Origin of the sequence: Streptomyces sp. NBC_01478 (assembly GCF_036227225.1) — a bacterium.
GTDB lineage: Bacteria > Actinomycetota > Actinomycetes > Streptomycetales > Streptomycetaceae > Streptomyces.
The window spans coordinates 3,756,162-3,779,608 of the sequence record NZ_CP109444.1; the positions used below are offsets into that span (position 1 = coordinate 3,756,162).

Annotated in this window: 20 protein-coding genes; 7 read left to right on the forward strand and 13 right to left on the reverse strand. The window is 68.4% G+C overall.

Annotated features, from left to right (window positions below; genetic code table 11):
• Positions 1-57: 57 nt before the first annotated feature.
• Both OG223_RS16905 and OG223_RS16910 read right to left on the reverse strand, forming a co-directional pair.
• Positions 58-1,338, reverse strand: coding sequence for a hypothetical protein (locus OG223_RS16905; RefSeq protein ID WP_329248784.1), 1,281 nt, complete (start codon positions 1,336-1,338; stop codon positions 58-60).
• Between the two features lie 53 nt (positions 1,339-1,391).
• A complete protein-coding gene (locus OG223_RS16910) occupies positions 1,392-3,575 on the reverse strand; it encodes a transglycosylase domain-containing protein (protein ID WP_443073840.1) in 2,184 nt (727 codons plus the stop codon).
• A 301-nt stretch (positions 3,576-3,876) separates the two neighbouring features.
• Here OG223_RS16910 and OG223_RS16915 point away from each other — a divergent pair, with 301 nt between their 5' ends.
• Entirely contained in the window at positions 3,877-4,089 is a 213-nt protein-coding gene (locus tag OG223_RS16915; RefSeq protein ID WP_329248789.1) for an FmdB family zinc ribbon protein, read from the forward strand.
• Between the two features lie 89 nt (positions 4,090-4,178).
• Here the strand turns inward: OG223_RS16915 and OG223_RS16920 are convergent, their stop codons facing one another.
• The 3 genes from OG223_RS16920 to OG223_RS16930 are packed head-to-tail and all read right to left on the reverse strand — an operon-like array spanning position 4,179 to position 8,718.
• A complete protein-coding gene (locus tag OG223_RS16920; RefSeq protein WP_329248793.1) occupies positions 4,179-4,994 on the reverse strand; it encodes an HAD family hydrolase in 816 nt (271 codons plus the stop codon).
• A complete protein-coding gene (locus OG223_RS16925) occupies positions 4,994-7,537 on the reverse strand; it encodes a phosphoribosyltransferase (protein ID WP_329248796.1) in 2,544 nt (847 codons plus the stop codon). Before OG223_RS16925 ends, OG223_RS16920 begins: the two co-directional genes overlap by 1 nt.
• A 14-nt stretch (positions 7,538-7,551) precedes the next feature.
• Positions 7,552-8,718 (reverse strand): HpcH/HpaI aldolase/citrate lyase family protein, encoded by a 1,167-nt coding sequence (locus OG223_RS16930; RefSeq protein ID WP_329248799.1) that lies wholly within the window; start codon positions 8,716-8,718, stop codon positions 7,552-7,554.
• A 176-nt stretch (positions 8,719-8,894) separates the two neighbouring features.
• Here OG223_RS16930 and OG223_RS16935 point away from each other — a divergent pair, with 176 nt between their 5' ends.
• Entirely contained in the window at positions 8,895-9,653 is a 759-nt protein-coding gene (locus OG223_RS16935; RefSeq protein WP_329248802.1) for a TerD family protein, read from the forward strand.
• A 115-nt stretch (positions 9,654-9,768) separates the two neighbouring features.
• On the opposite strand, the gene OG223_RS16940 is transcribed toward OG223_RS16935, so the two are convergent.
• From OG223_RS16940 to OG223_RS16965, 6 genes are all read right to left on the reverse strand, one after another.
• The gene (locus OG223_RS16940; protein WP_200689781.1) at positions 9,769-10,503 is read right to left on the reverse strand and encodes a TerD family protein; all 735 of its coding nucleotides are present in this window, start codon (positions 10,501-10,503) and stop codon (positions 9,769-9,771) included.
• 109 nt (positions 10,504-10,612) lie between these two features.
• A complete protein-coding gene (locus tag OG223_RS16945) occupies positions 10,613-11,758 on the reverse strand; it encodes a DUF475 domain-containing protein (RefSeq protein WP_329248805.1) in 1,146 nt (381 codons plus the stop codon).
• Positions 11,759-11,886: 128 nt separating this feature from the next.
• On the reverse strand, positions 11,887-12,462 hold the full coding sequence (locus OG223_RS16950) for a TerD family protein (RefSeq protein ID WP_329248807.1): 576 nt from the start codon (positions 12,460-12,462) through the stop codon (positions 11,887-11,889).
• 113 nt (positions 12,463-12,575) lie between these two features.
• Positions 12,576-13,151 (reverse strand): TerD family protein, encoded by a 576-nt coding sequence (locus OG223_RS16955; RefSeq protein WP_019060360.1) that lies wholly within the window; start codon positions 13,149-13,151, stop codon positions 12,576-12,578.
• A 113-nt stretch (positions 13,152-13,264) separates the two neighbouring features.
• Positions 13,265-13,723 (reverse strand): peroxiredoxin, encoded by a 459-nt coding sequence (locus OG223_RS16960; protein WP_329248811.1) that lies wholly within the window; start codon positions 13,721-13,723, stop codon positions 13,265-13,267.
• Positions 13,724-13,861: 138 nt separating this feature from the next.
• Complete coding sequence (locus OG223_RS16965) at positions 13,862-14,299, reverse strand: DUF3052 domain-containing protein (protein ID WP_019060358.1); 438 nt, start codon at positions 14,297-14,299, stop codon at positions 13,862-13,864.
• 362 nt (positions 14,300-14,661) lie between these two features.
• On the opposite strand from OG223_RS16965, the gene aceE reads away from it, so the two are divergent.
• Positions 14,662-17,409 (forward strand): pyruvate dehydrogenase (acetyl-transferring), homodimeric type, encoded by a 2,748-nt coding sequence (gene aceE / locus OG223_RS16970; RefSeq protein WP_329248813.1) that lies wholly within the window; start codon positions 14,662-14,664, stop codon positions 17,407-17,409.
• 137 nt (positions 17,410-17,546) lie between these two features.
• Positions 17,547-18,308 carry a potassium channel family protein gene (locus OG223_RS16975; RefSeq protein WP_329248816.1) on the forward strand — a complete coding sequence of 254 codons (762 nt, stop codon included), beginning with the start codon at positions 17,547-17,549 and terminating at the stop codon, positions 18,306-18,308.
• Positions 18,309-18,333: 25 nt separating this feature from the next.
• Here the strand turns inward: OG223_RS16975 and OG223_RS16980 are convergent, their stop codons facing one another.
• A complete protein-coding gene (locus OG223_RS16980; protein ID WP_329248819.1) occupies positions 18,334-18,612 on the reverse strand; it encodes a DUF4190 domain-containing protein in 279 nt (92 codons plus the stop codon).
• Between the two features lie 245 nt (positions 18,613-18,857).
• Complete coding sequence (locus OG223_RS16985; RefSeq protein ID WP_329248823.1) at positions 18,858-20,477, reverse strand: MFS transporter; 1,620 nt, start codon at positions 20,475-20,477, stop codon at positions 18,858-18,860.
• An 83-nt stretch (positions 20,478-20,560) separates the two neighbouring features.
• Here OG223_RS16985 and OG223_RS16990 point away from each other — a divergent pair, with 83 nt between their 5' ends.
• The 3 genes from OG223_RS16990 to OG223_RS17000 all read left to right on the forward strand — a co-directional run bounded on the left by OG223_RS16990 (position 20,561) and on the right by OG223_RS17000 (position 23,426).
• Complete coding sequence (locus tag OG223_RS16990; RefSeq protein WP_329248825.1) at positions 20,561-21,196, forward strand: TetR family transcriptional regulator; 636 nt, start codon at positions 20,561-20,563, stop codon at positions 21,194-21,196.
• Between the two features lie 93 nt (positions 21,197-21,289).
• Positions 21,290-22,519: an alpha/beta hydrolase gene (locus tag OG223_RS16995; RefSeq protein WP_329248828.1), complete on the forward strand. Its 1,230-nt coding sequence runs from the start codon at positions 21,290-21,292 to the stop codon at positions 22,517-22,519.
• 58 nt (positions 22,520-22,577) lie between these two features.
• Positions 22,578-23,426 carry a DUF4429 domain-containing protein gene (locus OG223_RS17000; RefSeq protein WP_329248831.1) on the forward strand — a complete coding sequence of 283 codons (849 nt, stop codon included), beginning with the start codon at positions 22,578-22,580 and terminating at the stop codon, positions 23,424-23,426.
• The last annotated feature ends 21 nt before the right edge of the window (positions 23,427-23,447 follow it).

The following is a 23,447-nucleotide window of genomic DNA, read 5'->3' on the forward strand; positions in this document are numbered from 1 at the left end:
CCATGTGTGGCTCCTGTGAAGGGGGTTGCACTTGGTCAGTTCACCAGTCCCGAGAGGTCACTTGACCACCGTGGACCAGTCCGGCGACTGGGCCGGGTCCAGGCTGCGCAACTGCTGCAAAGTCTGCGGCGACTGCACGTCCATCCAGTCCGACAGCTCCTTGAAGGACACGCACTTCACGCCCTTCTTGGTGCACATCTTCGGGATGATCGTGTCGATCGCCTTCATGTAGATGCTGCCGTTCCAGTTCTCGAAGTGATTGCCGATGAACAGGGGCGCCCGGCTGCCGTAGTAGACGCGGTTGAAGCCGGCCATGTACGAGTCGACGGTCTTCGTCTCCCAGTCGGCGAACTTCGCGGGGTCGCCCTGGGTCGCGCCGCCCGACTGGTTGTAGAGGAAGTTGAAGTCCATCGACAGGGCCTGGATGTTGTCCCCGTAGGGCAGCAGTTCGAGCGGGAAGTCCCAGAGGCCGTCCTTCTTGGTGGGCCATATCTGGAAGTCGCCCGGGGAGCTGGCGTCGTAGCGCCAGCCGTAACCCTTCAGCGCCTTCAGGAGGTTGGGCTGGCCCTCCAGGCAGGGGGCGCGGCCGCCGACGACCTCCTTCTTGAAGTCGAAGGGCAGGGCCGGGATGTCGGTGTAGCCGGTGTTGGTCTTCCAGTTCTCGACGAAGGAGAAGAACTGGTCGATCTCGCTCTTCCACTGCGCGACGCTCCACTCACCGCCGCCCTTGGCCTCGCAGAAGTGGCCGTTGAAGTGGGTGCCGATGTCGTTGCCCTGCTCGTAGGCCAGGCGGAGTTGCTCCAGCGTGTCCCGGATGTGCTGGTCGGTGGGGAAGTCGATCGCCGCCGAGCCCACCGAGTGCATCGGCGGATGGTAGAGGTCCCTCTTGCTCTTGGGCAGCAGATAGATGCCCGTGAGGAAGAAGGTCATATGGGCGTTGTACTCCTTGGCCATCTCCCGGTAGTGCGAGAAGAGTTTGTCGTCCCCCTGCAGCGCCCCGTCCCAGGAGAAGACCACGAACTGGGGTGGTTTCTCACCGGGCTTGAGCGGTACGGCCTTCAACTGGTCCGTCTGCGGGCCCGTGTACGAGGTCGAGCCGTCCCCCAGCACCTTCGTCTTGCCGTCCCAGGCGGGTTCCTTGGTCGACTTGGGCTCGGCGTTCTTGCCCGCCGACGCGGTCGGCGTCGTGTTGTCCCGGTTCAACGCCAGGTACCCGGTCACCAGGGAGGCGACGACAAGGAACACGGCCAGGGTGAGGAATCCCGGCTTCGGGGTACGACGACGCGGTTCAGGGGCTCTGCGGCGGCGGCCGGACGGCGCCTTCGTCGGGGGCTTCATGGGCGGCTCATTCTGCGAGGAGGTGGCGGTTGCGCTGCGGTGGTCAGCCGAGCTCAGCCGAGCGGGGTCATGGCTCTCGACCAGATGCCGTAGGGGACGTCGGTGACTGGGGTGCCGGAAACTCCCTTCAGCGGCAGTGGTTCCAGGCTCTTGGTCAGATCGATGCGGTAGACGACGACCGCGGTCGACACGGACTTGGCCGTGCCGACGTACCAGGCGGCGGTGTCGTCCTGGGTGGTGCCGGTCTTGCCCGCCACCTCGGTCCCCGCGGTCTTGGCGGCGGTGGGATGCGCGAGGCCGAAGGAGTCCGTGAGCGCCTCCGTCACCTCACGCGCGGTCTCCTTGCTGATCGCCCGGTTCGGCTCCGGCCGCGCCAGGGCGACCGTGGCTCCGTTGCGGGTGATACGGCGGACCGAGTACGGCTCGGTGTGGACGCCCCCGGCGTCGAACGTGCCGTACGCGCTCGCCATGCGCAAGGCACTGGGCGTGGCATTGCCCAGCGACAGCGCGGGCACCTGTGCCCCGAAACTGGACGACAGCAGCCCGGCCGCCTCCGCGGTCTTCCGTACGGTCGTCAGGCCGGTGTCCATGCCGAGCTGCATGAACGGGGTGTTCACGGACTGGGCGAGGGCCTGGCGCAGGCTGATCTGCCCGTAGGACTTGTCGCCTTCGTTGTGCGCGGACACCTTCTTGCCGCTGCGGTCCCAGTACGGCCCCTCCGGTGTGGTGACCGGCACGGCGTCGTTCCCGTCGTACAGCGTGTCCGGGGTGACCGAAGTCGGCGGGCTGCCACGGGTCTTGGTGACCCCGTGCTCCAGCGCGGCGGCATAGACGAACGGCTCGAAGGCCGAACCGGCGGGGACGGTGGTGGAGTTGGAGTCGTTGTAGCCCTGCGTACGGTGGTCGGGGCCGCCGTAGACGGCGAGGATCCGGCCGTCGGAGGCCACCGAGGAGGCGCCGTAGTGCGCGGTCTTCGCCTTGGCGGGGTCCTCCTCGACCGCGTCCTTGCGGGCCTTGTTCACGGCGTCCGTCAGCTCGGTCTCGCGGTTGCGGTCGAACGTCGTGTAGATCTGGTAGCCGCCGAGGTCGAAGTCCTTGTCCGAGATGTGCGCGGTCTTCTTCACGTACTGGGTGGCCAGTTCGACCAGATAGTCGCTCTGCTTTCCGGTGTCGTACGTCTTCGACTGCTTGAGCGGCTCGGGGAAGGTCTTGTACTTGGCGCGCTCGGCCGGCGACAGCTTGCCGATCTTCACCATGCGGTCCAGGATCCAGGACCAACGGGCCACCGCCCGGGCGTGGTTGGCCTTGCTGAGCGTCGGGTCGTAGAGGCCCGCGCCCTTCAGCAGCGAGGCGAGGAAGGCGCCTTGGCTCGCGTTGAGCTGGCTGACGTCCTTGCCGTAGTACGCCTGCGAGGCGCGCTGCAGACCGTAGGTGCCGCGGCCGAACCAACTGGTGTTGAGATAGCCCTCGAGGATCTTGTCCTTGCTCATCTTGTTGTCGAGCTTGAGGGAGATCATCGCCTCGGTGAATTTGCGGCTCACCGTCTGGTTCTGGGTCAGATAGACGTTTTTGACGTATTGCTGGGTGATCGTCGAGCCGCCCTCGGTGTCCCCCTCGCCGACCGTGCGGTAGAGGGCGCGGGCGATGCCCTTCATGGAGATGCCGGGGTCGCTGTAGAAGCTCTCGTTCTCGGCGGCGAGCACCGCCCAGCGGACGTCCTCGGGGATGTCCTTCAGCGGCATCGCCTGCCGCTGCACCCAGCCGGTACGGGCCATGGGCGTCCCGTCCGACCAGAAGTACACGTTGTCCTGCTGGGTCGCGTACGAGTTGAGGTTCGAGGGGATGTCGGTGGTCGCGTAGGCGACGACCAGGAACAGTCCGCTGAGGCCGAAGGAGGCGAGCACGCCGCCGAGCCACTGCCGCCAGGAGGGTATCCAGCGGCGCCAGTCGGTACGGCCCGGGCGCGGGTACTGCGGGCGCATCCTGCGGACGTACGGAGTGAGGAAGATCACCACCGGGGCGAGGCGGGCGACGACCGGGGCGAAGCGGGGGCCGAGGGCGGCGGCGAGGCGGGAGAGACGGGTGCGGAGGGACGGGCGGGGGGCTTTGCGGCCCCGGTGCCGTACCGGTTTCGTCTCCCCCTCGGGTATCTCCGACGCGCGGGGGATCTCCAGATCGGACAACCGCAGTTGCATGGTCTCGTCCGGCCTGAACCCGGCGGGGAGCTTCAACTGCATGGTCTCGTCCGGTGCCTGGCGCTCCTCCCCGTCCCCCTCGTGGGTCACGACGCGACTCCCCTCCGCACTCCGTATTGCTCGCACAGGCAGACGCATTGACGTACGAGGGTCTGAAATGGTTGCCGTGAACACGACTGCAAATCCCGGTTCCCCCCGGCCTCACAGATCACGCGGCGCCCTCAAATTACCAGTGGTCTTCGCAAGTTCTCCATATAAGAAAACGACAGAACAGGACACAGCCGAAACCTTCATGAAAAAACAAGGTGCCGTACTCATGTGAGGTGGGGGTTAGCCTGAGGCCATGCCTCGCTACGAGTACCGCTGCCGCACGTGCGGATCTACGTTCGAACTGAGTCGGCCCATGGCGGAGTCCTCCGTGCCGGCGGACTGCCCCGCAGGGCATGGCGACACCGTGAAGCTTCTGTCTGCCGTGGCCGTGGGCGGTACTACGTCCGCCCCCGCGGCCGGAGGGGGCGGCGGAGGCGGTTGTTGTGGTGGAGGGTGCTGCGGCTAGGCAGGACCTGTGCGTTGTCGGGTGCGGGTCCGCTGTGGCTGGTCGCGCCCACGCGGCGGTAGCCGCAGATCAGATACAGCCCCGCGCCCCTAGGGGGCGGGGGTTGCCGTCGCTCGGAGGAACTCGCGGAGGATGCGCTCCCCCGCCAGTACTCCCCGCTCGGGTAGGGCCGTGACCTGTGGGGCCGTCCAGGACTCGTCTGCCAGTTCGCCGTGGCCCGGGCGCCAGGCCTTGTCTGCTGCCAGCAGGAGGTCGGCGTCCAGGAGGGAGTCTCCCGCAGCCAGGGTCAGGGTGGCGCCGGTTCTGTGGGCCACCTCTCGCATCGCCGCGCTCTTGGTGAGGGGCTTGGGGACGGCGTAGATCTTGCGGCCCTGGAGGGAGACCGTCCAGCCTCGGTTCTCCGCCCAGACCGCCAGCTCCTTCACCCACTCCTCGGGGAGGAGTTCGCGCTCCACGACCAGGTAGGCGAAGAGGTCCTCGGCGATGCGGTGCTTGCGGACCCAGGCCGGGTCGGCGGAGTCGGCCAGGTGCCGGCGGACCTCCTCCAGGGGCGCGCACTCGGCGGCCAGCTTCACTTGTACCCGGGCGTGCCAGTCCTCGTCGGTCACGCCGTCGACGAGGAGGTGGCCGCCGTTGGCGCAGATCGCGTACTTCGGTTCCGGGCCGGGCAGGCTGATGCGCTGGTACTGCTTGCGGGTGCGGGTGGTGGTCGGCACGAACACGGCCGCGTCACCGAGTTCGGTAAGCAGTTCGGCCGACGTCTCCGTCATGAAGGACAGCGGCTTGCTCTCGTGCACCTCGACGCAGAGCAGCCGGGGCGCCCGCGCGTCCGGCATGGTCAGGGCGAGGGCGGCCGCGGAGTAGATGAGCGTACGGTCGAGGTCGCTCGCGACGAGTACCGGCATCAGACCGCCACCGCCTTGCCGTCGGCACCGGTCGCACCGCGCGTGTACTTGGGGTGGATCAACCCCACGCAGGTGTACGGCAGTTCGGCCACCTCCTCGACGGGCACGCCTCTCTGCTCGGCGAGCAGTCTGACGTGGTCGAGGTCGGCGCCCGCACCGGCCCGCGCAAGGATCTTCCAGGGCACCCGGCGCAGCAGCACCCGGGTGGTCTCGCCGACGCCGGGCTTGACGAGGTTCACGTCGTGGATGCCGTACTCCTCGCTGATCCGCTCAACTGCCGCCCAGCCCTCCCAGGTTGGCGTGCGGTCGGCGGCCAGCAGTTCCTTGGCGAGGGTCGCCACGGCATCCGTGACGTCCGGGAAGCGGGCGGCCACCGCGTCCAGGAAGTCCACCGAGACGTCCACGCCCGCGAGTTCGCGGTAGAACTTCGCGCCGTGGAAGTCGTGCGGGCCGACCAGGTCGGAGCGCAGGACAGTGCGCGAAATGAGCCCGGACACGGTCGAGTTGAGGCAGGCGGAGGGGATGAGGAAGTCCTCGCGGGTGCCGTACGTCTTCACGCAGGAGCCGGGGTCGGCGAGCACCGCGATCTCCGGGTCGAAGCCGGTGATGCCGTCGGACTCCTCGAACTCCTTGATCGCGTCGGCGAGTTCGCGGGTGATGGCGCCCTTGCCGGTCCAGCCGTCGACGAACACGATGTCGGCGGGGTCGTGGTGGGCGGCGAGATAGCGCAGCGCGTTGGCGTCGATGCCTCGGCCGCGCACGATCGACACGGCGTAGTGCGGCAGGTCGAGACCGTGCCGGTACTGGGCCCAGCGGCGCATCAGGACACCGACGGGGGTGCCGGCGCGGGCGAGCGAGACGAGCACGGGGTGCGGTGAGCGCTCGGCGAGGACCAGTTCGGTGACCGCCCCTACGGCCAGCGCGAGTCTTCCGGCGGCCTCGTCCAGGGCGGTGTGGAACAGCTCCTGGTACTGCTCACTGGGCTGGTACTCCACCGGCAGCGACTCCGCGTAGTGCGCGCCGCCGCTCTGGATGGCCTCCTCGCGCTCCTCGGTCGGCGCCTCCAGCGTCACGTCCGAGAGGTCCTGGAGCAGCCAGCCGACCTCGTCGGGCGCGTACGAGGAGAAGGCGGGGCCGCGGAGGGGCTCGGGCAGCATGGGGGGCCTTTCGGGGACGTACGAGGGGATCACCGCGAGGACGACGTGCGGGGTGTGCGCGGCCAACTGGTCGAGCAGGCCGTGCAGTTCGGGGGTGTCCGCGCGGGAGTCCACGACCGCGACCACGGCGTCGAAGCCGGCGCCGGCGATGTTGTAGGCGTAGCGGTCGCCGGGGCCGTCGGCGGGGGTGTCGTGGGCGGGGAAGGTGAGGCGGGTGCGGATCGCGTAGCCGGGGTCGTCCACCGCGAGGACGGGTGAGCGGGTGGTGGTGGAGTAGGTGACGCCGGCGTTGACGACCTGCTCCAGCTCGCGGGCGAGTCTGAGGGGGGCGTACATCAGCTCTTCGAAGCCGAGGATGTGCACGCGGTGCGCGCCCTCCGGGAGGGCTTCGGCGAGGCGGGCTGCCATGGCCGGAAGGGCGGCTTCCAGGCGTATTCGGTGCTGAGGGGTGAAGCCGTGTCTTCCGCCGTCGGGGAGGTTGTGGGGCCAGCGGAGATCGACTCGGCGGGTGCGGTTGTCGGCCGGGTGCGGGTCCGTTGTGGCTGGTCGCGCAGTTCCCCGCGCCCCTGGGGGGTTGGCGTCCAGGTGGGTTTTCAGGGGCGCGGGGAACTGCGCGGCCAGCCCCGACGGCGCCGCAGCCGACGAACCACCTGTCCCGGCACCCCCTGTCTCGTACCGCGCCACCAACTCCTGCCCCTTCTCCAGCACCCCCGCCGGCAGGCGAACCGTCCCCGATGCCGCTGCCACCAAGTCGACCCTCGCGCCTATCTCCGCCGCGAACTCGTCCAGGCGTCCGGCGTCGGCAGCGGAACGCATGTCCACCAGGGCGACCACCACGTACCGGTCTCGCGGATAGCGCTCGTGCAGGTCGCGGATGGTGTTCAGGACCGTGTTGCCCGTCGAGAACTCGTCGTCGACCAGGACCAACGGGCCCTCGCTGGCCAGGAGTTCGGGGTTCTCGGGGAGCAGGAGGTGGGAGGTCGCGTGGGAGTGGGACTCCTCGAAGCCGCCCGCCGTAGCCACGCCGGGGACGGGGCGGCGGGTGGAGTGGAGGTAGGGGGCGACGGCGATGCCGTCCGCCACCGCGTGGCCCAGGCCCGTCGCGGTTTCCGCGTAGCCGAGGACCACCGCCCGGCGGGACTCGTCCGGGCCCAGGAGGTCGCGCACGCGTCGGCCCAGGGTGAAGCCGTGGCCGTAGACGATCGACGGGGACTGGGGGACGTGCTTGCCGAGCACGTTCGACACCAGGAGGTGGGCCCGCTTGGGGTTGCGGCGGAGGGCCAGGCCCAGGAGGTCGGTCAGCTCGGGGTCGCCGAGGAGCTCGACACCGAGCCGCTCCGCGACCCAACTGCCCGACCAGATCCCGTCGTTCACTGCCTTGTTCATGCGTCCCTTGCGATTCAGCCGGGGATTCCGGCGGCGAGCAGCTCCACGAAGCCGACGTCCTCGCGTGCGACGCCGAAGATCTCGGCGCGCAGCATGGTCCGCTCGGCCCAGGCGCGGTGCGGCTTCACCTCGTTCATCTTGTTCGTGTACGCCGAGCGCAGCACGCCCCCGCCGCCCCGCTCCGGCCGCAGGATGTCCTGCGCGTCGCAGAACTCCTCGTGGCTGACCACGGACAGCGCGTGCACGGGCAGCACGTGCGTGGGGTGGATACAGGTCTTGCCCATCAGCCCGTTGGCCTGGTCGAGGGCGATCTCGCGCAGCAGCCCGTCCATGGCGTGCTCGATCAGCGCCTCGCGCAGTTCCTCCGCCTTGCCCTCCAGGAAGGGGCTGCGGCGCAACTGCGGCTTGAACATGCGCTCCTGGACCCGGAAGTACTCCCACACCGGGCCGGTCACGGTGAACCCGGTGCCGTCGGCCCGGCCCAGCATGTTCACCACGTCGCCGATCACGTTGGCGACGATCTGGACGTCGTAGGCCGTCATGTCGGAGGCCCGGCGCAGGCCGTAGGAGGAGCAGAAGTCGGTGACGCCGAGGCGCAGGGCGAGGACGCGGTCGCGGTACTTGTCGACCGCGCGGGAGATGCCTTCCAGGGTCTCGACGCGCGACTCGCGGTAGAGCAGCTCGGGCGACTCCAGGACCGGCATGCCGAAGAGCCGGTGGCCGCTCGCCGCCTCCGCGGCGGCCAGCGCCTCCAGGAAGGGCGTGCCGCTCTCCTCGGTGAACTTCGGCATCACGAAGCCGGAGAGGAGTGCCACGGCCGGGCCCATGCGGCGTACGAGATCGGGGATCTGCTCGGGCACGCGGACCCGGATGAACAGCAGCGGGAGCTCGGTGTCCGGGCGGGCGGCCAGCTCGGTGAACTGCCGGACCAGGTTCTCCTCGGCGGCCGGGACGTCCTCGTCGCCGATCGAGTCCTCCAGGCACAGCACCATCGACACGACGCCGCGTCCCGCCAGCTTGACGATGTCGTCGGCGAGGTGGGGGCGGGTGGCCGGGCTGTAGAGCGTGGCGCCCAGGGCCGCGGCGAGCAGCCGGGCCGGGGAGTCCGCGTCGAACTCGCACGGCTCCTGGAAGAAGAGATGCTGCCGTACCTCAGGGGCAATGTGCCCGAAATGACGCATAAAGCTCCCCCGTGGTGACGTTGTGGTTCGTGATTGTTTTCGATAGGTGGCCGGTAATAGTACGTACAAACCCATGTCAGGGGTTCCCGCCGGGCATGAACTTCAGGTAACTCGGCCGTGTCGGTGTCCGAACCCCCACGTTGTCGTGACCAGGACCGAGAGGGCAGGATGACCGCATGACGCACGCGATGCTGAAGGGGTCGAACGTCCCGCTGGAAGCCACCACGGTACGCGCCGTGCTGCGCTGGACGCCCGGGCAGGGGGTCCCGGACGTGGATGCCTCGGCGCTGCTCCTCGGCCCCGCCGGTCAGGTGCGTTCCGACGAGGACTTCGTCTTCTACAACCAGCCCCGGCACCCCTCCGGGAAGGTCTGGTGGCTCGGCAAGAAGCGTGTCACGGAGGGCCCCACCGACACGATCCAGACAGATCTCGCCGGTGTCGAGCCCGAAGTCAGCCGGATTCTGGTGGTCGCTTCGGCGGAGGACAACACGTTCGACCGCGTAAAGGGGCTGCGCATCCTGTTGTACGACGCCGCCGTCGCCGAGGGTGAGCCGCTGCTGTATTTCGACATCAAGCCGGAGACCGGTGAGGAGACCGCGCTGATCTGCGGGGAGCTGTACCGGCGGGGTGAGGGGTGGAAGTTCCGGGCGCTGGGTGAGGGGTACGCGAACGGGTTGCGGGGGCTGGCCGTGGACTTCGGGATCACGGTGGACGAGTCCGAGGAGGCCGCCGTTCCCGAGGCTTCCCAGCCGTTGCCTCCGGCGGTTCCGGTGCAGTCCGGGTACGGGTATCCGCAGGAGCCGGTGACTCAGCCGGCGTACGGGTATCCGCAGACGGCTCCCGCGGGGACGTATGGGTATCCGCAGCCGGTGCCTGTTGCCGCTGCGCCGGATCCTGACTTTCGGATGCCTCCGCAGGGGCCGCAGTTCATCTGAGGGTGCCTTGCGTGGTTGCTTGGGCGCGGGTCGGTGGGGGCTAGGCGCGCCCCGCGGCGGAGCCGCATATCGATACTGCCTCGCGCCCCTTTGGGGCGCGTCCCTCAAAGGTGATTCAGCGCTCGACCTTTGTTTTGTAGCCCCTGCCCCACTGCAGGCCCCAGCCGTACAGGCGGTCCAGCTCTGCCTGGAAGCCGTAGACGAACTTGACCTCTCGGCGGACTACGAGTTCGCCCTTGACGTTCTCGATCATCACGACCGCGCAGGAGCGGGCCTGGGGGTGGCGTTCGTCGAGGCCTATCTCGATGCGGGGGCCGTTGCTTGGGTAGAGGGTGACGATCGCGTGGGTGCGGTCGAAGGCCGGGGTCTGGTCGTAGATGTAGACGAAGACCAGGAGGCGCTTGATCTGGTCGCGGTGGTCGAGGTTGACGTACATCGTCTCGCCGGACGCGGAGCCGAAGCGGTCGTCGCCGCTGAGTTTCACGTACGGGGGTGCGTTGACGTCGCCGAGGAGGCCGCCGAGGGGCTGGACCACGCCCTTGGTGCCGTCCATGAGTTCGTAGAGGCAGCCCAGGTCGAGGTCCACGTTGACCATGCTCTGGCTGTGGCCCATGACCTCCGGCGGCTTGAGCGCCTTGAAGGGGTGGCGCAGCAGGCTGTCGCGCTGGAGGCCGCCGATGTCGGAGGTCCGCATCCGCCAGGTGAGGTTGACGCGGAGGTTGCCGGTGGCCGCGCCCTGTTTGGTGAGCGAGACCTGGTGGTGCCGTTTGGTCAGTTCTATCGCGTTGCTGGCCGCGCTGCCCGAGTCGAAGTCGGCCTCGCGCCGCCAGATTCCGTCGAAGAAGCCCATTCCCGCCCCCACGTCCACATGACTCACGACAAAGCTGTCGGGGCGGCCGGACAGAGGACTTGTCCTCGACGGCCGCCCCGAACAGAGCGTTCCCTTACCAGGGAGCTTGTCACACCCCGGACGAGACCTCAGTCTTCTCGTCCGAGCCTGCTTTTCCCTCGGCTTCCGCAAGAGCCTTGTTCCGGCGGACCGAGGACCAGAAGGACCAGCCGATCAGGATGACGCCGACCAGGCCGGTGATGACCTCGTTGATCTGGTACTGGATGGTGACCATGAGGATCACGGCCAGGGCGCCGATCGCGTAGTGCGCGCCGTGCTCCAGGTAGACGTAGTCGTCGAGCGTGCCCTGGCGGACCAGGTACACCGTCAGGGAGCGGACGTACATCGCGCCGATGCCGAGGCCGAGGGCCATCAGGACGATGTCGTTGGTGATGGCGAACGCGCCGATCACGCCGTCGAAGGAGAACGAGGCGTCCAGGACTTCCAGGTACAGGAACATGAAGAACGCCGCCTGGCCGGCCAGGACCACCGGCGAGCGCTGCTTGCCGGTGCGCGCGGCCTCTTCCTCCTCCTCGTGCTCCCGCTCCTCCTCTTCCTCGAGCTTGTCCTCGAAGTAGCCGGAGAGGCCGCCGACGATCATGTACGTGATCAGACCCGAGATACCGGCGATCAGGACCGTCTGTGCCTTGTCCGCGTGCGCGCCGCCGTGCTGGTGGGCGTGGGCCGCGAAGGTGAAGGAGGTGATCAGCAGGACGATCAGCGCGATGCAGACCGACAGCATGTCGACCTTGCCGAGCTTGGCGAGCGGGCGCTCGATCCAGCGCAGCCACTGGATGTCCCGGTCCTCGAAGATGAAGTCGAGGAAGATCATCAGCAGGAACATGCCGCCGAAGGCCGCGATCGCCGGGTGGGCATCGGTGACCAACTGCTGGTACTGGTCCTTGTTGTTGAGCGCGAGGTCGACCGCGTCGATCGGGCCGATCTTGGCGGTGACCGCGACGATGACGACGGGGAACACCAGCCGCATGCCGAAGACGGCGATCAGGACACCGACCGTCAGGAAGATCTTCTGCCAGAAGGCGGACATCTTCTTCAGGATCCCGGCGTTGACCACCGCGTTGTCGAAGGACAGCGAGATCTCCAGGACGGCCAGGATCGCCACGATTCCGAAGGCTTCCCACCCCCCGTAGAAAGCCGCTGCGACGAGGCCGAGCGCGGTGACCGCGAACGACCAGCCGAAGGTTTTCAGAAGCACTGGCTACCCAATCGTATGTGTACGGGTCTCCCCCGCGCCGTACTCGGCTTTACTTAAAATTTGACTTCGAGCACAGAGTCTAGAGGGAGACTCCCCGGACTTGGACAGCCGGTCGGGACCGACGTCCTTTACGAGACGTTGACCCCGAAGTCCATCGCGATGCCCCGCAGTCCGGACGCGTACCCCTGACCGACCGCCCTGAACTTCCACTCGCCCTGGTAGCGGTAGAGCTCACCGAAGATCATGGCCGTTTCGGTGGAGGCGTCCTCGGAGAGGTCGTAGCGCGCCAGCTCCTGGCCGTCGGCCTGGTTGACGACGCGGATGAAGGCGTTGCTGACCTGGCCGAAGGTCTGGCCGCGGTTGTCGGCGTCGTGGATGGAGACCGGGAAGATGATCTTGTCGCAGGTGGCCGGAACCTTCGGGAGGTCGACCAGGATCGACTCGTCGTCGCCCTCGCCCTCACCGGTGAGGTTGTCGCCGGTGTGCTCGACGGAGCCGTCCGGGCTGGTGAGCTGGTTGTAGAAGATGAACCACTCGTCCCCCAGCACCCGCCCGCCGCTGCACAGCAGCGCGCTGGCGTCCAGGTCGAAGTCGGCTCCGGTGGTGGAGCGCGCGTCCCAGCCGAGGCCGATCAGGACGTTCGTGAGGTTCGGTGCTGCCTTGGACAGGGAGACATTGCCCCCCTTGGCGAGCGTGACGCCCATAATGCTTGTCCTCCCCGAGGCGATGCTGTGTGGTTGTCCTGCACTCCCCCAGAGGGGGACCCCCGGGCGCCGCACGCGAACCGTGCGGCGCCTGGCGGTGAAGCCTGGGGACGTCAGACGTTGACGCCGAAGTCCTGGGCGATGCCGCGCAGGCCCGAGGCGTAGCCCTGGCCGATGGCGCGGAACTTCCACTCCGCCCCGTTGCGGTACAGCTCGCCGAAGACCATCGCCGTCTCGGTCGAGGCGTCCTCGGAGAGGTCGTAGCGGGCGATCTCCGCGCCGCCGGCCTGGTTCACCACGCGGATGAACGCGTTGCGCACCTGGCCGAAGGACTGCTGGCGGTTCTCGGCGTCGTAGATCGAGACCGGGAAGGTGATCTTGTCGACGTCGGCCGGGACCGCCGCCAGGTTCACCTTGATCGCCTCGTCGTCGCCCTCGCCCTCACCGGTGGTGTTGTCACCGGTGTGCTCGACGGAGCCGTCGGGGCTCTTGAGGTTGTTGAAGAAGACGAAGTTCGCGTCACTGGCGACCTTGCCCGCGCTGTTCAGCAGCAGTGCGCTGGCGTCGAGGTCGAAGTCGGTGCCGGTGGTGGTGCGGACGTCCCACCCCAGACCGACGATGACCGCGGTCAGGCCCGGGGCCTCCTTGGTCAGTGAAACGTTGCCGCCCTTGCTGAGGCTGACTCCCACGAGTCCTCCATTGGTGTCCAGGGGCGGGGATGCCCCGTAGTGCGTCGGTATCGGATCAACGTCTCGATCCTAGTGACGGGTTCCCGCCCCTCGCAGGCTCTGGGACCTAACAATCACAGGCGGTCGAGCGCCTTCACGTACTCGTTGAGGTCGCGCGCGTCCGGCAGGCCGTTGACGATCGTCCAGCGCACGACGCCCTCCTTGTCGATGACGAAGGTTCCGCGCACCGCGCAGCCCTTGTCCTCGTCGAAGACGCCGTAGGCGCGCGAAGTGTTGCCGTGCGGCCAGAAGTCGGAGAGCAGCGGGTACTCCAGGCTCTCCTGCTCGGCGAAGACGCGCAGGGTGTGGATGGAGTCGTTCGAGACCGCGAGGAGCTGGGTGTCGCGGTCGGTGAACTGCGGCAGGTTGTCGCGCAGGGAGCACAGTTCGCCGGTGCAGACGCCGGTGAAGGCGAAGGGGTAGAAGAGCAGCACCACGTTCTTGTCGCCGCGGAAGTCGGAGAGCTTCACGGTGGCGCCGTGGTTGTCCTTGAGCTCGAAATCGGGGGCCTTGTCGCCGACCTGGATCGCCATCTCGTCCTGCATCCCTTCGGTGGGGCTGTTCGGGTGAGACCACCCTGCGACCACCCTACGCAGCGATCAGGGCATGCGGACGGACGGGCTGGCATGGCCAGCCCGTCCGGGGTTCAACGATCGAGGTACCTCCGGGGACTACCTCTTGGACTTGGCTGCCTTGGGCGTCACCAGCCGGCTGCCACTCCAGTCCTTGCCCACGCTGACGCTCTTGGCCGCGGAAAGGCCCGCGGTCGTGGCGGCTTCCGAGATGTCGCTGGGCTCGACGTAGCCGTCACGGCCGGTCTTCGGCGTCAGCAGCAGGATCGAGCCGCCCTCCTCGACGTACGAGATGGCGTCCACCAGCACGTCGGTCAGGTCGCCGTCCTCGTCGCGGAACCACAGCACCACGGCATCGGCGACGTCGTCGTAGTCCTCGTCCACCAGGTCGCTGCCGATGACTTCTTCAATGGCCTCGCGGAGTTCCTGGTCTACGTCGTCGTCGTAGCCGATCTCCTGGACCACCTGCTCGGGCTGGAACCCCAGCCTGACGGCAGGGTTCGTCCGCTCCTCCGCGTGGTCCGCGGTCGCGCTCACGGGTTGCCTCCTGATCATGTCTTGATGAATGTCCAGCCACGCGCGTGCGCGAAGCATTGGCCGTAGTCCACACGGACGGGCCGGATCGCGCAAGTACCCGGCGATTCGGAACGCCGAAACGGTGACGATCCTGGCCGTGTCGCCGCAACTCCAGGCACGCTATCGCGGCCGCCGGTGACGTACACCACAGCGTTCTGCCCGGTTTGCACGTTTGAGAACCCTCCGAGGGTACGCGACTCGAATGACTTTGCTAAACGAGTCACGGTTACCTCACGGTAGAGATGACGATTGCCGCCCTGCGGTAGACCATGGGGAACGGTGCAGCCCCCTCACCCAGCTCCCTCTGACAGGTAAGGAACAGCGTGGCTTCCGGATCCGATCGCAATCCGATCATCATTGGCGGCCTTCCGAGTCAGGTTCCTGACTTCGATCCCGAAGAGACCCAGGAGTGGCTCGACTCGCTCGACGCCGCCGTGGACCAGCGCGGCCGTGAGCGGGCCCGCTACCTGATGCTCCGGCTGATCGAGCGGGCCCGCGAGAAGCGCGTGGCCGTGCCCGAGATGCGCAGCACGGACTACGTCAACACCATCGCCACCAAGGACGAGCCGTTCTTCCCCGGCAACGAGGAGATCGAGCGCAAGGTCCTCAACGCCACCCGCTGGAACGCCGCGGTGATGGTCTCCAGGGCCCAGCGTCCCGGTATCGGGGTCGGCGGCCACATCGCCACCTTCGCCTCCTCCGCCTCGCTCTACGACGTGGGCTTCAACCACTTCTTCCGGGGCAAGGACCAGGGCGACGGCGGCGACCAGATCTTCTTCCAGGGGCACGCCTCGCCGGGCATCTACGCCCGCGCGTTCCTCCTGGACCGGCTCAGCGAGCAGCAGCTCGACGCGTTCCGCCAGGAGAAGTCGAAGGCGCCGTACGGACTGTCCTCGTACCCGCACCCGCGGTCGATGCCGGGCTTCTGGGAGTTCCCGACCGTGTCGATGGGCCTGGGCCCGCTCGGCGCGATCTTCCAGGCGCGGATGAACCGCTACATGGAGGCGCGCGGGATCGCGGACACCTCCAGGTCACACGTGTGGGCGTTCCTCGGTGACGGCGAGATGGACGAGCCGGAGTCGCTGGGCCAGTTGTCGATCGCGGCGCGCGAGGGTCTGGACAACCTGACCTTCGTCGTGAACTGCAACCTCCAGCGGCTCGACGGCCCGGTGCGCGGCAACGGCAAGATCATCCAGGAGCTGGAGTCCCAGTTCCGGGGCGCCGGCTGGAACGTGATCAAGCTGGTCTGGGACCGCACCTGGGACCCGCTGCTGGCCCAGGACCGGGACGGCGTGCTGGTCAACCAGCTCAACACCACGCCGGACGGCCAGTTCCAGACGTACGCCACGGAGACCGGCGCGTACATCCGGGAGCACTTCTTCGGGCACGACCACCGGCTGCGCGCGATGGTCGAGAACATGACCGACGACCAGATCCTGCACCTGGGGCGCGGCGGGCACGACCACCAGAAGGTGTACGCGGCCTTCGCGGCGGCCAAGGAGCACAAGGGCCAGCCGACCGTCGTCCTCGCCCAGACGGTCAAGGGCTGGACGCTGGGCCCCAACTTCGAGGGCCGCAACGCCACGCACCAGATGAAGAAGCTGACGGTCGCCGACCTCAAGGGCTTCCGCGACCGGCTGCACCTGCCGATCACCGACCAGGAGCTGGAGTCCGGCGCGCCGCCGTACTACCACCCGGGCCGGAACTCGGAGGAGATCCAGTACATGCACGACCGGCGCAACGCGCTGGGCGGGTACGTGCCCACGCGTGTCGTCCGCTCGAAGCCGCTGGCGCTGCCCGAGGACAAGACGTACGCGAGCGTGAAGAAGGGCTCCGGCCAGCAGTCGATCGCCACCACCATGGCGTTCGTACGGCTGCTCAAGGACCTGATGCGGGACAAGGAGATCGGCCGGCGGTTCGTGCTGATCGCGCCGGACGAGTACCGCACGTTCGGCATGGACTCGTTCTTCCCGAGCGCGAAGATCTACAACCCGCTGGGGCAGCAGTACGAGTCGGTGGACCGTGAACTGCTGCTCGCGTACAAGGAGTCGCCGACCGGGCAGATGCTGCACGACGGCATCTCGGAGGCGGGCTGCACCGCTTCGCTGATCGCGGCGGGTTCGGCCTACGCGACACACGGCGAGCCGCTCATCCCGGTCTACGTCTTCTACTCGATGTTCGGTTTCCAGCGCACCGGTGACCAGTTCTGGCAGATGGCCGACCAGTTGGCGCGCGGTTTCGTACTGGGCGCGACCGCCGGGCGTACGACTCTGACCGGTGAGGGGCTGCAACACGCGGACGGACACTCGCAGTTGCTGGCGTCGACCAACCCGGGCTGTGTCGCCTACGACCCGGCGTACTCGTACGAGATCGCGTACATCGTGCAGGACGGGCTGCGGCGGATGTACGGCTCGGACGCGGAACACCCGCACGGGGAGGACGTCTTCTACTACCTCACCGTCTACAACGAGCCGATCCAGCACCCGGCCGAGCCGGCGGACGTCGATGTGGAGGGCATCCTCAAGGGCGTCCACCGCATCAGCCGGGGTGCCTCGGGCACGGTTCCGGCGCAGATCCTGGCGTCCGGGGTCGCCGTGCCGTGGGCTCTTGAGGCGCAGCGGATCCTCGCCGAGGAGTGGAACGTACGGGCCGATGTGTGGTCCGCGACCTCCTGGAACGAGCTGCGGCGCGAGGCGGTCGAGGTGGAGCGGCACAATCTGCTGCATCCCGAGGAGGAGCAGCGGGTTCCTTATGTCACGCGGAAGTTGAGCGGGGCGGAGGGGCCGTTCGTGGCTGTTTCCGACTGGATGCGGTCGGTTCCTGACCAGATCGCTCGGTGGGTGCCGGGGACGTACCAGTCCCTGGGGGCTGACGGGTTCGGGTTCGCTGACACTCGCGGGGCTGCTCGGCGGTTCTTCCACATCGACGCGCAGTCGATCGTGGTGGGGGTGCTGACGGAGTTGGCCCGGGAGGGGAAGGTCGATCGGTCTGTGCTGAAGCAGGCGATCGATCGGTATCAGTTGCTGGATGTCGCTTCGGCTGATCCGGGTGCGGCTGGAGGGGACGCGTAGGCCGTTCTTCGCCCGCGGGTGTGTGGGGCTGGTCGCGCTCGCGCGGCGGAGCCGCATATTGGCACAGCCCCGCGCCCCTTAAAGGCAGCCCCTTCGGGGCGCCTTTAAGGGGCGTGCCGCCGCCCTACGATGCGGGCATGAAGGAACAATCGGCGCAAGCCCGTTGGGAGCAGCGGACTCAGCGGCCGTTGCTGGCGCTCGCGGTGGGGTTCGCCGTCGCCTATGCCGTGCCGATCGTGGACACCACCGCCGGTCATTCGCTGACGGCGGTGTGCACGGCGGTCGAGTGGGTGGTGTGGGCGGCGTTCGCCGTCGACTATCTGATGCGGCTCGCGATGTCGCGGGACCGGCGGCGGTTCGTGCGGACGCACTGGATGGATCTGTGCGCGGTCGTGCTGCCGATACTCCAGCCGCTGCGGCTGCTGCGCATGGTGTCGACGCTGATACTCGTCGGGCGGCGCGCCCGGATGGCCTCGCAGATCCAGTTGACGACGTATGTCGCCGGCGCGGTGGTCGGGCTGCTGATGTTCGGTTCGCTCGCGGTGCTGTCCGTCGAACGGGACTCGCCCAACGGGAACATCCGGACGCTGGGTGACGCCGTGTGGTGGTCGTTCACGACCATGACGACGGTGGGGTACGGCGACCACGCGCCGACCACCGGCCTGGGCCGGATGATCGCCGTCGGCCTGATGCTGTCCGGCATCGCCCTGCTCGGTGTCGTCACCGCGAACATCGCCACGTGGTTCATCGCCCGGTTCGAGAAGGACGACGTGGAGGAGCGGCGCCAGACGGAGGCCATCGAGGCGCTGACGGAGGAGGTACGGGGGTTGCGGGCGGAGGTGGCGGCCCTGTCGGCGGCGGGTGCCGCTCGGCCGGTCGGGGACGAGGTGTCCCGTTAGCCGCGGTTCCGGCTGCGGCTCCGGCTCAGAAGAACGTCCACAGGACCGCCGCCACCGTGTCGATCGCGCCCAGGATCAGGGCCACCAGGGCCATCGCCCGGCGGGCGCCCGTCCACCTGCGGCCCATCGCCAGCCAGCCGCAGATCACCGCGATCGGGCCGAGGAGGATCCCCAGGGTGAAGAAGCCCGCGATCGCGCAGACCAGGCCGATGATGCCCAACGTCGCGCGGTCCGGCCCGCTCCCTGACCCCATGCGGCCACGCGAGCGAGGGTTCCTGCGCGTTCCGTTGCCGAAGCCCGTCATCGTCAACTCCCTGGGTGTCCATGCCGGTTCGGCCGGTTCGGCGAATTTCCGTTACGACGACCGGATACCCCCGTACGCGCAAAAAAAGCCTGCTTGCGCGCTGCCCCCCTCCGGCAGCGCGCCGCAGACCAACCCGTCCCCCCTGCCCTGCGGAGGACTTGACTTACTGTGACCTGCGGCGCGTACCGGGCGCCAGGAATCTTTAGCGGAGTCACCCTGATAGGCGAACTCCCTCTGAATGAGGGTTAGATGTGGGCCGCGCCCGCACCCGCCTCCGCGTTCTCGCCGCGCTTGGTCAGCAGCGCGACGAACACCGCGACCACCGCGACGCCGGCGGCGACCAGGCAGGCCAGGCTCATGCCGGAGATGAACGTGTCGTGGGCGACCTGCGTGATCTTCGCGGCGACCGCCTCCGGGGTGTTCGGGGCGATCGGGGCCACGCCGACCTGGACCGCTTCGGCGGCCGCGTCGAGCTGGGGCTGGGTGAGCTTGGGCAGGCCCGCGTCCGCCCAGTTGCCGGCCAGGTCGTTGTCGACGCGGGAGGCCATGACGGCGCCGAGGACGGCCGTACCGAGGCTGCCGCCGATCTGCATCGCGGCCTGCTGGAGACCACCGGCGACACCGGAGAGCTCCATGGGCGCGTTGCCCACGATGACCTCGGTGGCGCCGACCATCACCGGGGCGAGGCCGAAGCCCAGCAGGGCGAACCAGATCGACATGACGGCGCTGCCGGTGTCCGAGGTGAGGGTGGACATGCCGTACATGGCGATCGCGGTGGCCGCCATGCCGCCGGCCAGCGGGATGCGCGGGCCGAGCTTGGTGATCGCCGCGCCGGCGAGCGGGGAGCCGACGATCATCATCCCGGTGAGTGGGAGGAGGTGGAGACCGGCGTCGATGGGGCTCATACCGTGCACGTTCTGCAGATAGAACGTCACGAAGAACAGGCCGCCCATGAAGGCGATCGCCATCAGCACCATCAGGACGACGCCCGCGGACAGCGGGACCGAGCGGAACAGGCCCAGCGGGATGAGGGGTTCCGCGACCTTCTGCTCCCAGAACGCGAACAGGGCGAAGCCCAGCACCGAAACGGCGAGGAACGACCATGTCGTGCCGGAGCCCCAGCCCCAGGTGGGCGCCTTGATGAGGGCCCAGACGAGGCAGAACATCGCGCCGGAGAGCAGCACGATGCCGAGGATGTCGAAGGAGCGCGGCGCGTTCTCGGCCCGGTGGTCGCGCAGGATCAGCACGCCGAGGACCAGCGCGATGGCGCCGACCGGCACGTTGATGAAGAACACCGACTGCCAGTTGACGTGTTCGACGAGCACACCGCCGAGGATCGGGCCGCCCGCGGTGGAGGCGCCGATGACCATGCCCCACAGGCCGATGGCCATGTTGAGCTTCTCGGCCGGGAAGGTGGCCCGCAGCAGGCCGAGCGCGGCCGGCATCAGCAGTGCGCCGAACAGGCCCTGGAGCACGCGGAAGGTGACGACGAACGCGATGCTGTGGGAGAGGCCGATGGCGCCGGACGCGAGGGCGAAGCCGGTGACGCCGATCAGGAAGGTCTGGCGGTGGCCGAAGCGGTCACCGAGCTTGCCGGCGGTGATGAGGGAGACCGCGAGGGCGAGGAAGTAGCCGTTGGTGATCCACTGGACGTCGGCGAAGCTGGCGCCGAGGTCCTTCTGGATGGCCGGGTTGGCGATGGCGACGATGGTGCCGTCGAGGGCCACCATCATGACGCCGACGGCGACGGTTATGAGGGTGAACCACGGGTGGCCGCGCAGCCCCGTGGACGGCGTCGGGTCGGACGGGGCGGCCGGTGCCTTGTCCCCCGGCCCCGTCGCGCTGATGGTGGTCTGACTAGTCATGCGTTCGAGGCTAGTGTCAGCCGCTGACAGTTGACAAACAAGTTCAGATGTCGGCGACTGTCAACAATGGCGAGGAGAACGGCATGGAGACACTGCGCGAGCGCAAGAAGGCCCGCACGCGGGACGCGCTGCTGCACGCCGCCCTCGAACTGTTCACCACCAAGGGCTACGAACAGACCACCGTCGACGAGATCGCCGAGGCCGTCGACGTCTCGCAGCGCACCTTCTTCCGCTACTTCGCGAGCAAGGAGGAAGCCGCCTTCTTCGTGCCCCGGCTCACCGAGACGCACTTCGTCGAGGCCGTCCGCGCCCGCCCGCCGCACGAGGCCCCGCTGGAGGCGCTGCGCCGGGCCGTGCTGGAGAGCTGGGACACCATCAACGAGGCGATCCAGCAGGTCGTACCGCTGGACCTGCACATGCGCACGTACCGGGTGATCGAGTCGACGCCCGCGCTGCTCGCCGCGCATCTGCGGCGCTCGCAGGAGCTGGAGGAGGAGCTGGCGCAGATCGTGGCCCGACGGGAGGGGCTCGGCGTGGACACGGACCCCCGGCCGCGGCTTGTGGTGGCCGTGTTCGGCGGGGTGATGCGGGTGGTGGAGCGAATGTGGATCGCGGGGGACGACCTCAGCATCGAGGCGATGCGGGAGCTGACCGCCGACTACCTAGACGGGGTGGGACCGGCGCTGGCCGGGAACTGGAGCACGAGCCTCACAAGGTGAGTCGTACTGAGTTTCTCGTCACGTACCGCTGAAACGTGATCCCCGTCACTCGGTTAACGCGAGACCCTCTCGTTCTCCTAGTGTGTCCTCCCAGTGACTTCCTTCGACTCCTCCCCCACGCTGAACGCCTGGCGCGCACTGGCCGCGCTGGCCGTGGTGTTCGTGATGCTGGCGACCACCGGCTGGACCGCGGTCCGCAGCCACCCGGGGAAAACGGCGCTCCAGGCCTCCCGCTCCTCGTGGGAGCACGGTCACATAGACGGGCGCGAGCTGCCCGACCCGGACGCGTCCCCGACCAGGCTGGCCCGCTTCTTCGCCTCGCTCACCGCACAGCAGCGCACGCACCTCGCGCAGCGCTACCCGCTCGCGGTCGGCAACATGAACGGCGCCCCGGTCGAGCTGCGCTACCGCGCCAACCGTGTCGCCCTCGGCCATGAACGCACGGTCGAGAAGAAGCGCATGCACGACAACCGCCTGACGCCGCTGGGCCAGCAGGAGGCGGGCCGTCTCATGCACCGCTTCGAGGCGCTGATGACCGTGGGCCGGCACATCCTCGCCTTCGACCCCGAGGGTTCGGGCCGGATCGCCGAGGTCTTCGGCGACCTGGACACCGCGCAGCGCGTGTCGATCATCGTCCCCGGGGTGGACACCGACCTGCTGACCTTCCAGAAGACCAACAAGGAGTACTCGGCGCCGGTCGGCATGGCCAAGAACCTGTACGCGGCGGAGAACACGGCGAAGTCCAGGGCGGACACCGGTACGCGTACGGCGGTCATCGCCTGGGCCGACTACACCTCCCCCGGTGGCCTGGGCATCGACTCGGCCACCGCGGGGCGCGCCGAGGCCGGCGCCGTACGGCTGAACGCACTGCTGCGGGCGCTGCCCGGGACCTCGCAGGTCGCCCTGTTCTGCCACAGCTACGGCTCGGTGGTGTGCGGGGTCGCCGCGCACGCGCTGCCCTCGCGGGTGACCGACATCGCGGTGGCCGGCAGCCCCGGTATGCGCACCTCGAGCGCCTCCCACCTGCACACGCTCGCCCGGGTGTGGGCGATGCGGGACGCCGACGACTGGATCCAGGACGTGCCGTACATGGAGCTCGGCGGTCTCGGGCACGGCGAGGACCCGGTGTCGAACGCGTTCGGCGCGCGGGTGCTGGCCGCGAAGGACGCCGAGGGCCACACCGGGTATTTCGCGGCGGGCACCGACAGCCTCGCCAACTTCGCCGACATCGGGGTTGGCGCGTACCGCTCGGTGACGTGCGCGCACGAAGGTGACACCTGCCGAGAGGGTTTGTCCGGCGCCTCGGCGGCCGGACGCGCGTAGAAACAGCAGGAAGTGCGGTCTGCGCGGGGATGGGACGGAGGAGCATGTGCCGCCTACGATGAGCCGCATGGGTGACGTACTGGCCGGATTTCATGCCGCCTGGGAGTTCGATTCCGACTCGGTGCTCATCCGCTACGAACGCAGCATTCGAACACCCAAGCTATTTCAGGCGCTCGGGGAGCGCCGGATCCCCTTCGAGGCGATCCAGGCGGTGACGCTCGCTCCCGGCCGGCGCGGCACGGTCGTGCTCCGCGCGGAGCCCCGGCCCGGCGCCGACCCCCTGATGGAGGCGGCCGCGGGTCAGCTCAAGGAGAGCTGCGATCCCTATCGCCTCGTCCTGCCGGCCGAGCGCGAGACCCTCGCGGAGTACTACGCCGACGAGTTGCGTGCGCAGTTGAAACAGGACGCCGAACCCGCCGAGCGGTTTCTGGTGGCCGCGCCCGAGGTGCCGTTGCGGTTCAAGGCGTACGACGGGAAGGCGTCCTTCGACGGGAAGACGGTGTCGTTCCGCTGGTTCTGGACGGGGGCGTCGTCCGCGAAGTGGAAGGCCGGCGACCAGAGCTTCGCGATCGCCGGCCTGAGCGGGGTCGAGTGGCGCTCCCCCGAGGTTTTTGAGGGGCATCTACGGCTGTTGCGGGGGGCTGCGCCGCTGGTGCCGGTGGATCAGGATCCGGCGGCTGTGGTGTTCGGGTTGGGGTACGGGCCTGTGCACGAGTCTTTGCCGTTCGCGGGGGCGGTGCTTGCGGCGGTTCGCTCCGCGCGGCCTGCGGCTGTGATCCCGGCGGCTCGGCGTGATCCTGCGGATATCGCCGAGCGGATTCGGCATCTGGCGGAGCTGCATGCGGCGGGGTTGGTGACGGATGAGGAGTTCAGCGTGAAGAAAGCGGAGCTGCTGGCAGAGCTTTGAGTGCGGGCCGGTGGGGGTTGG

Bases quoted from the DNA above. Each gene is read 5' to 3' on its own strand.
- OG223_RS16960 (WP_329248811.1), bottom strand. From the start codon at position 13,723: ATGGCGATCCAGGTCGGCGACAAGGCCCCCGATTTCGAGCTCAAGGAC.
- OG223_RS17000 (WP_329248831.1), top strand. From the start codon at position 22,578: ATGAGCCGCATGGGTGACGTACTGGCCGGATTTCATGCCGCCTGGGAG.
- OG223_RS16930 (WP_329248799.1), bottom strand. From the start codon at position 8,718: ATGCGTCATTTCGGGCACATTGCCCCTGAGGTACGGCAGCATCTCTTC.
- OG223_RS16915 (WP_329248789.1), top strand. From the start codon at position 3,877: ATGCCTCGCTACGAGTACCGCTGCCGCACGTGCGGATCTACGTTCGAA.
- OG223_RS16980 (WP_329248819.1), bottom strand. From the start codon at position 18,612: ATGACGGGCTTCGGCAACGGAACGCGCAGGAACCCTCGCTCGCGTGGC.
- OG223_RS16935 (WP_329248802.1), top strand. From the start codon at position 8,895: ATGACGCACGCGATGCTGAAGGGGTCGAACGTCCCGCTGGAAGCCACC.
- OG223_RS16925 (WP_329248796.1), bottom strand. From the start codon at position 7,537: ATGAACAAGGCAGTGAACGACGGGATCTGGTCGGGCAGTTGGGTCGCG.
- OG223_RS16905 (WP_329248784.1), bottom strand. From the start codon at position 1,338: ATGAAGCCCCCGACGAAGGCGCCGTCCGGCCGCCGCCGCAGAGCCCCT.
- OG223_RS16950 (WP_329248807.1), bottom strand. From the start codon at position 12,462: ATGGGCGTCACGCTCGCCAAGGGGGGCAATGTCTCCCTGTCCAAGGCA.
- OG223_RS16940 (WP_200689781.1), bottom strand. From the start codon at position 10,503: ATGGGCTTCTTCGACGGAATCTGGCGGCGCGAGGCCGACTTCGACTCG.
- OG223_RS16910 (WP_443073840.1), bottom strand. From the start codon at position 3,575: ATGCAGTTGAAGCTCCCCGCCGGGTTCAGGCCGGACGAGACCATGCAA.
- OG223_RS16985 (WP_329248823.1), bottom strand. From the start codon at position 20,477: ATGACTAGTCAGACCACCATCAGCGCGACGGGGCCGGGGGACAAGGCA.
- OG223_RS16990 (WP_329248825.1), top strand. From the start codon at position 20,561: ATGGAGACACTGCGCGAGCGCAAGAAGGCCCGCACGCGGGACGCGCTG.
- OG223_RS16920 (WP_329248793.1), bottom strand. From the start codon at position 4,994: ATGCCGGTACTCGTCGCGAGCGACCTCGACCGTACGCTCATCTACTCC.
- OG223_RS16975 (WP_329248816.1), top strand. From the start codon at position 17,547: ATGAAGGAACAATCGGCGCAAGCCCGTTGGGAGCAGCGGACTCAGCGG.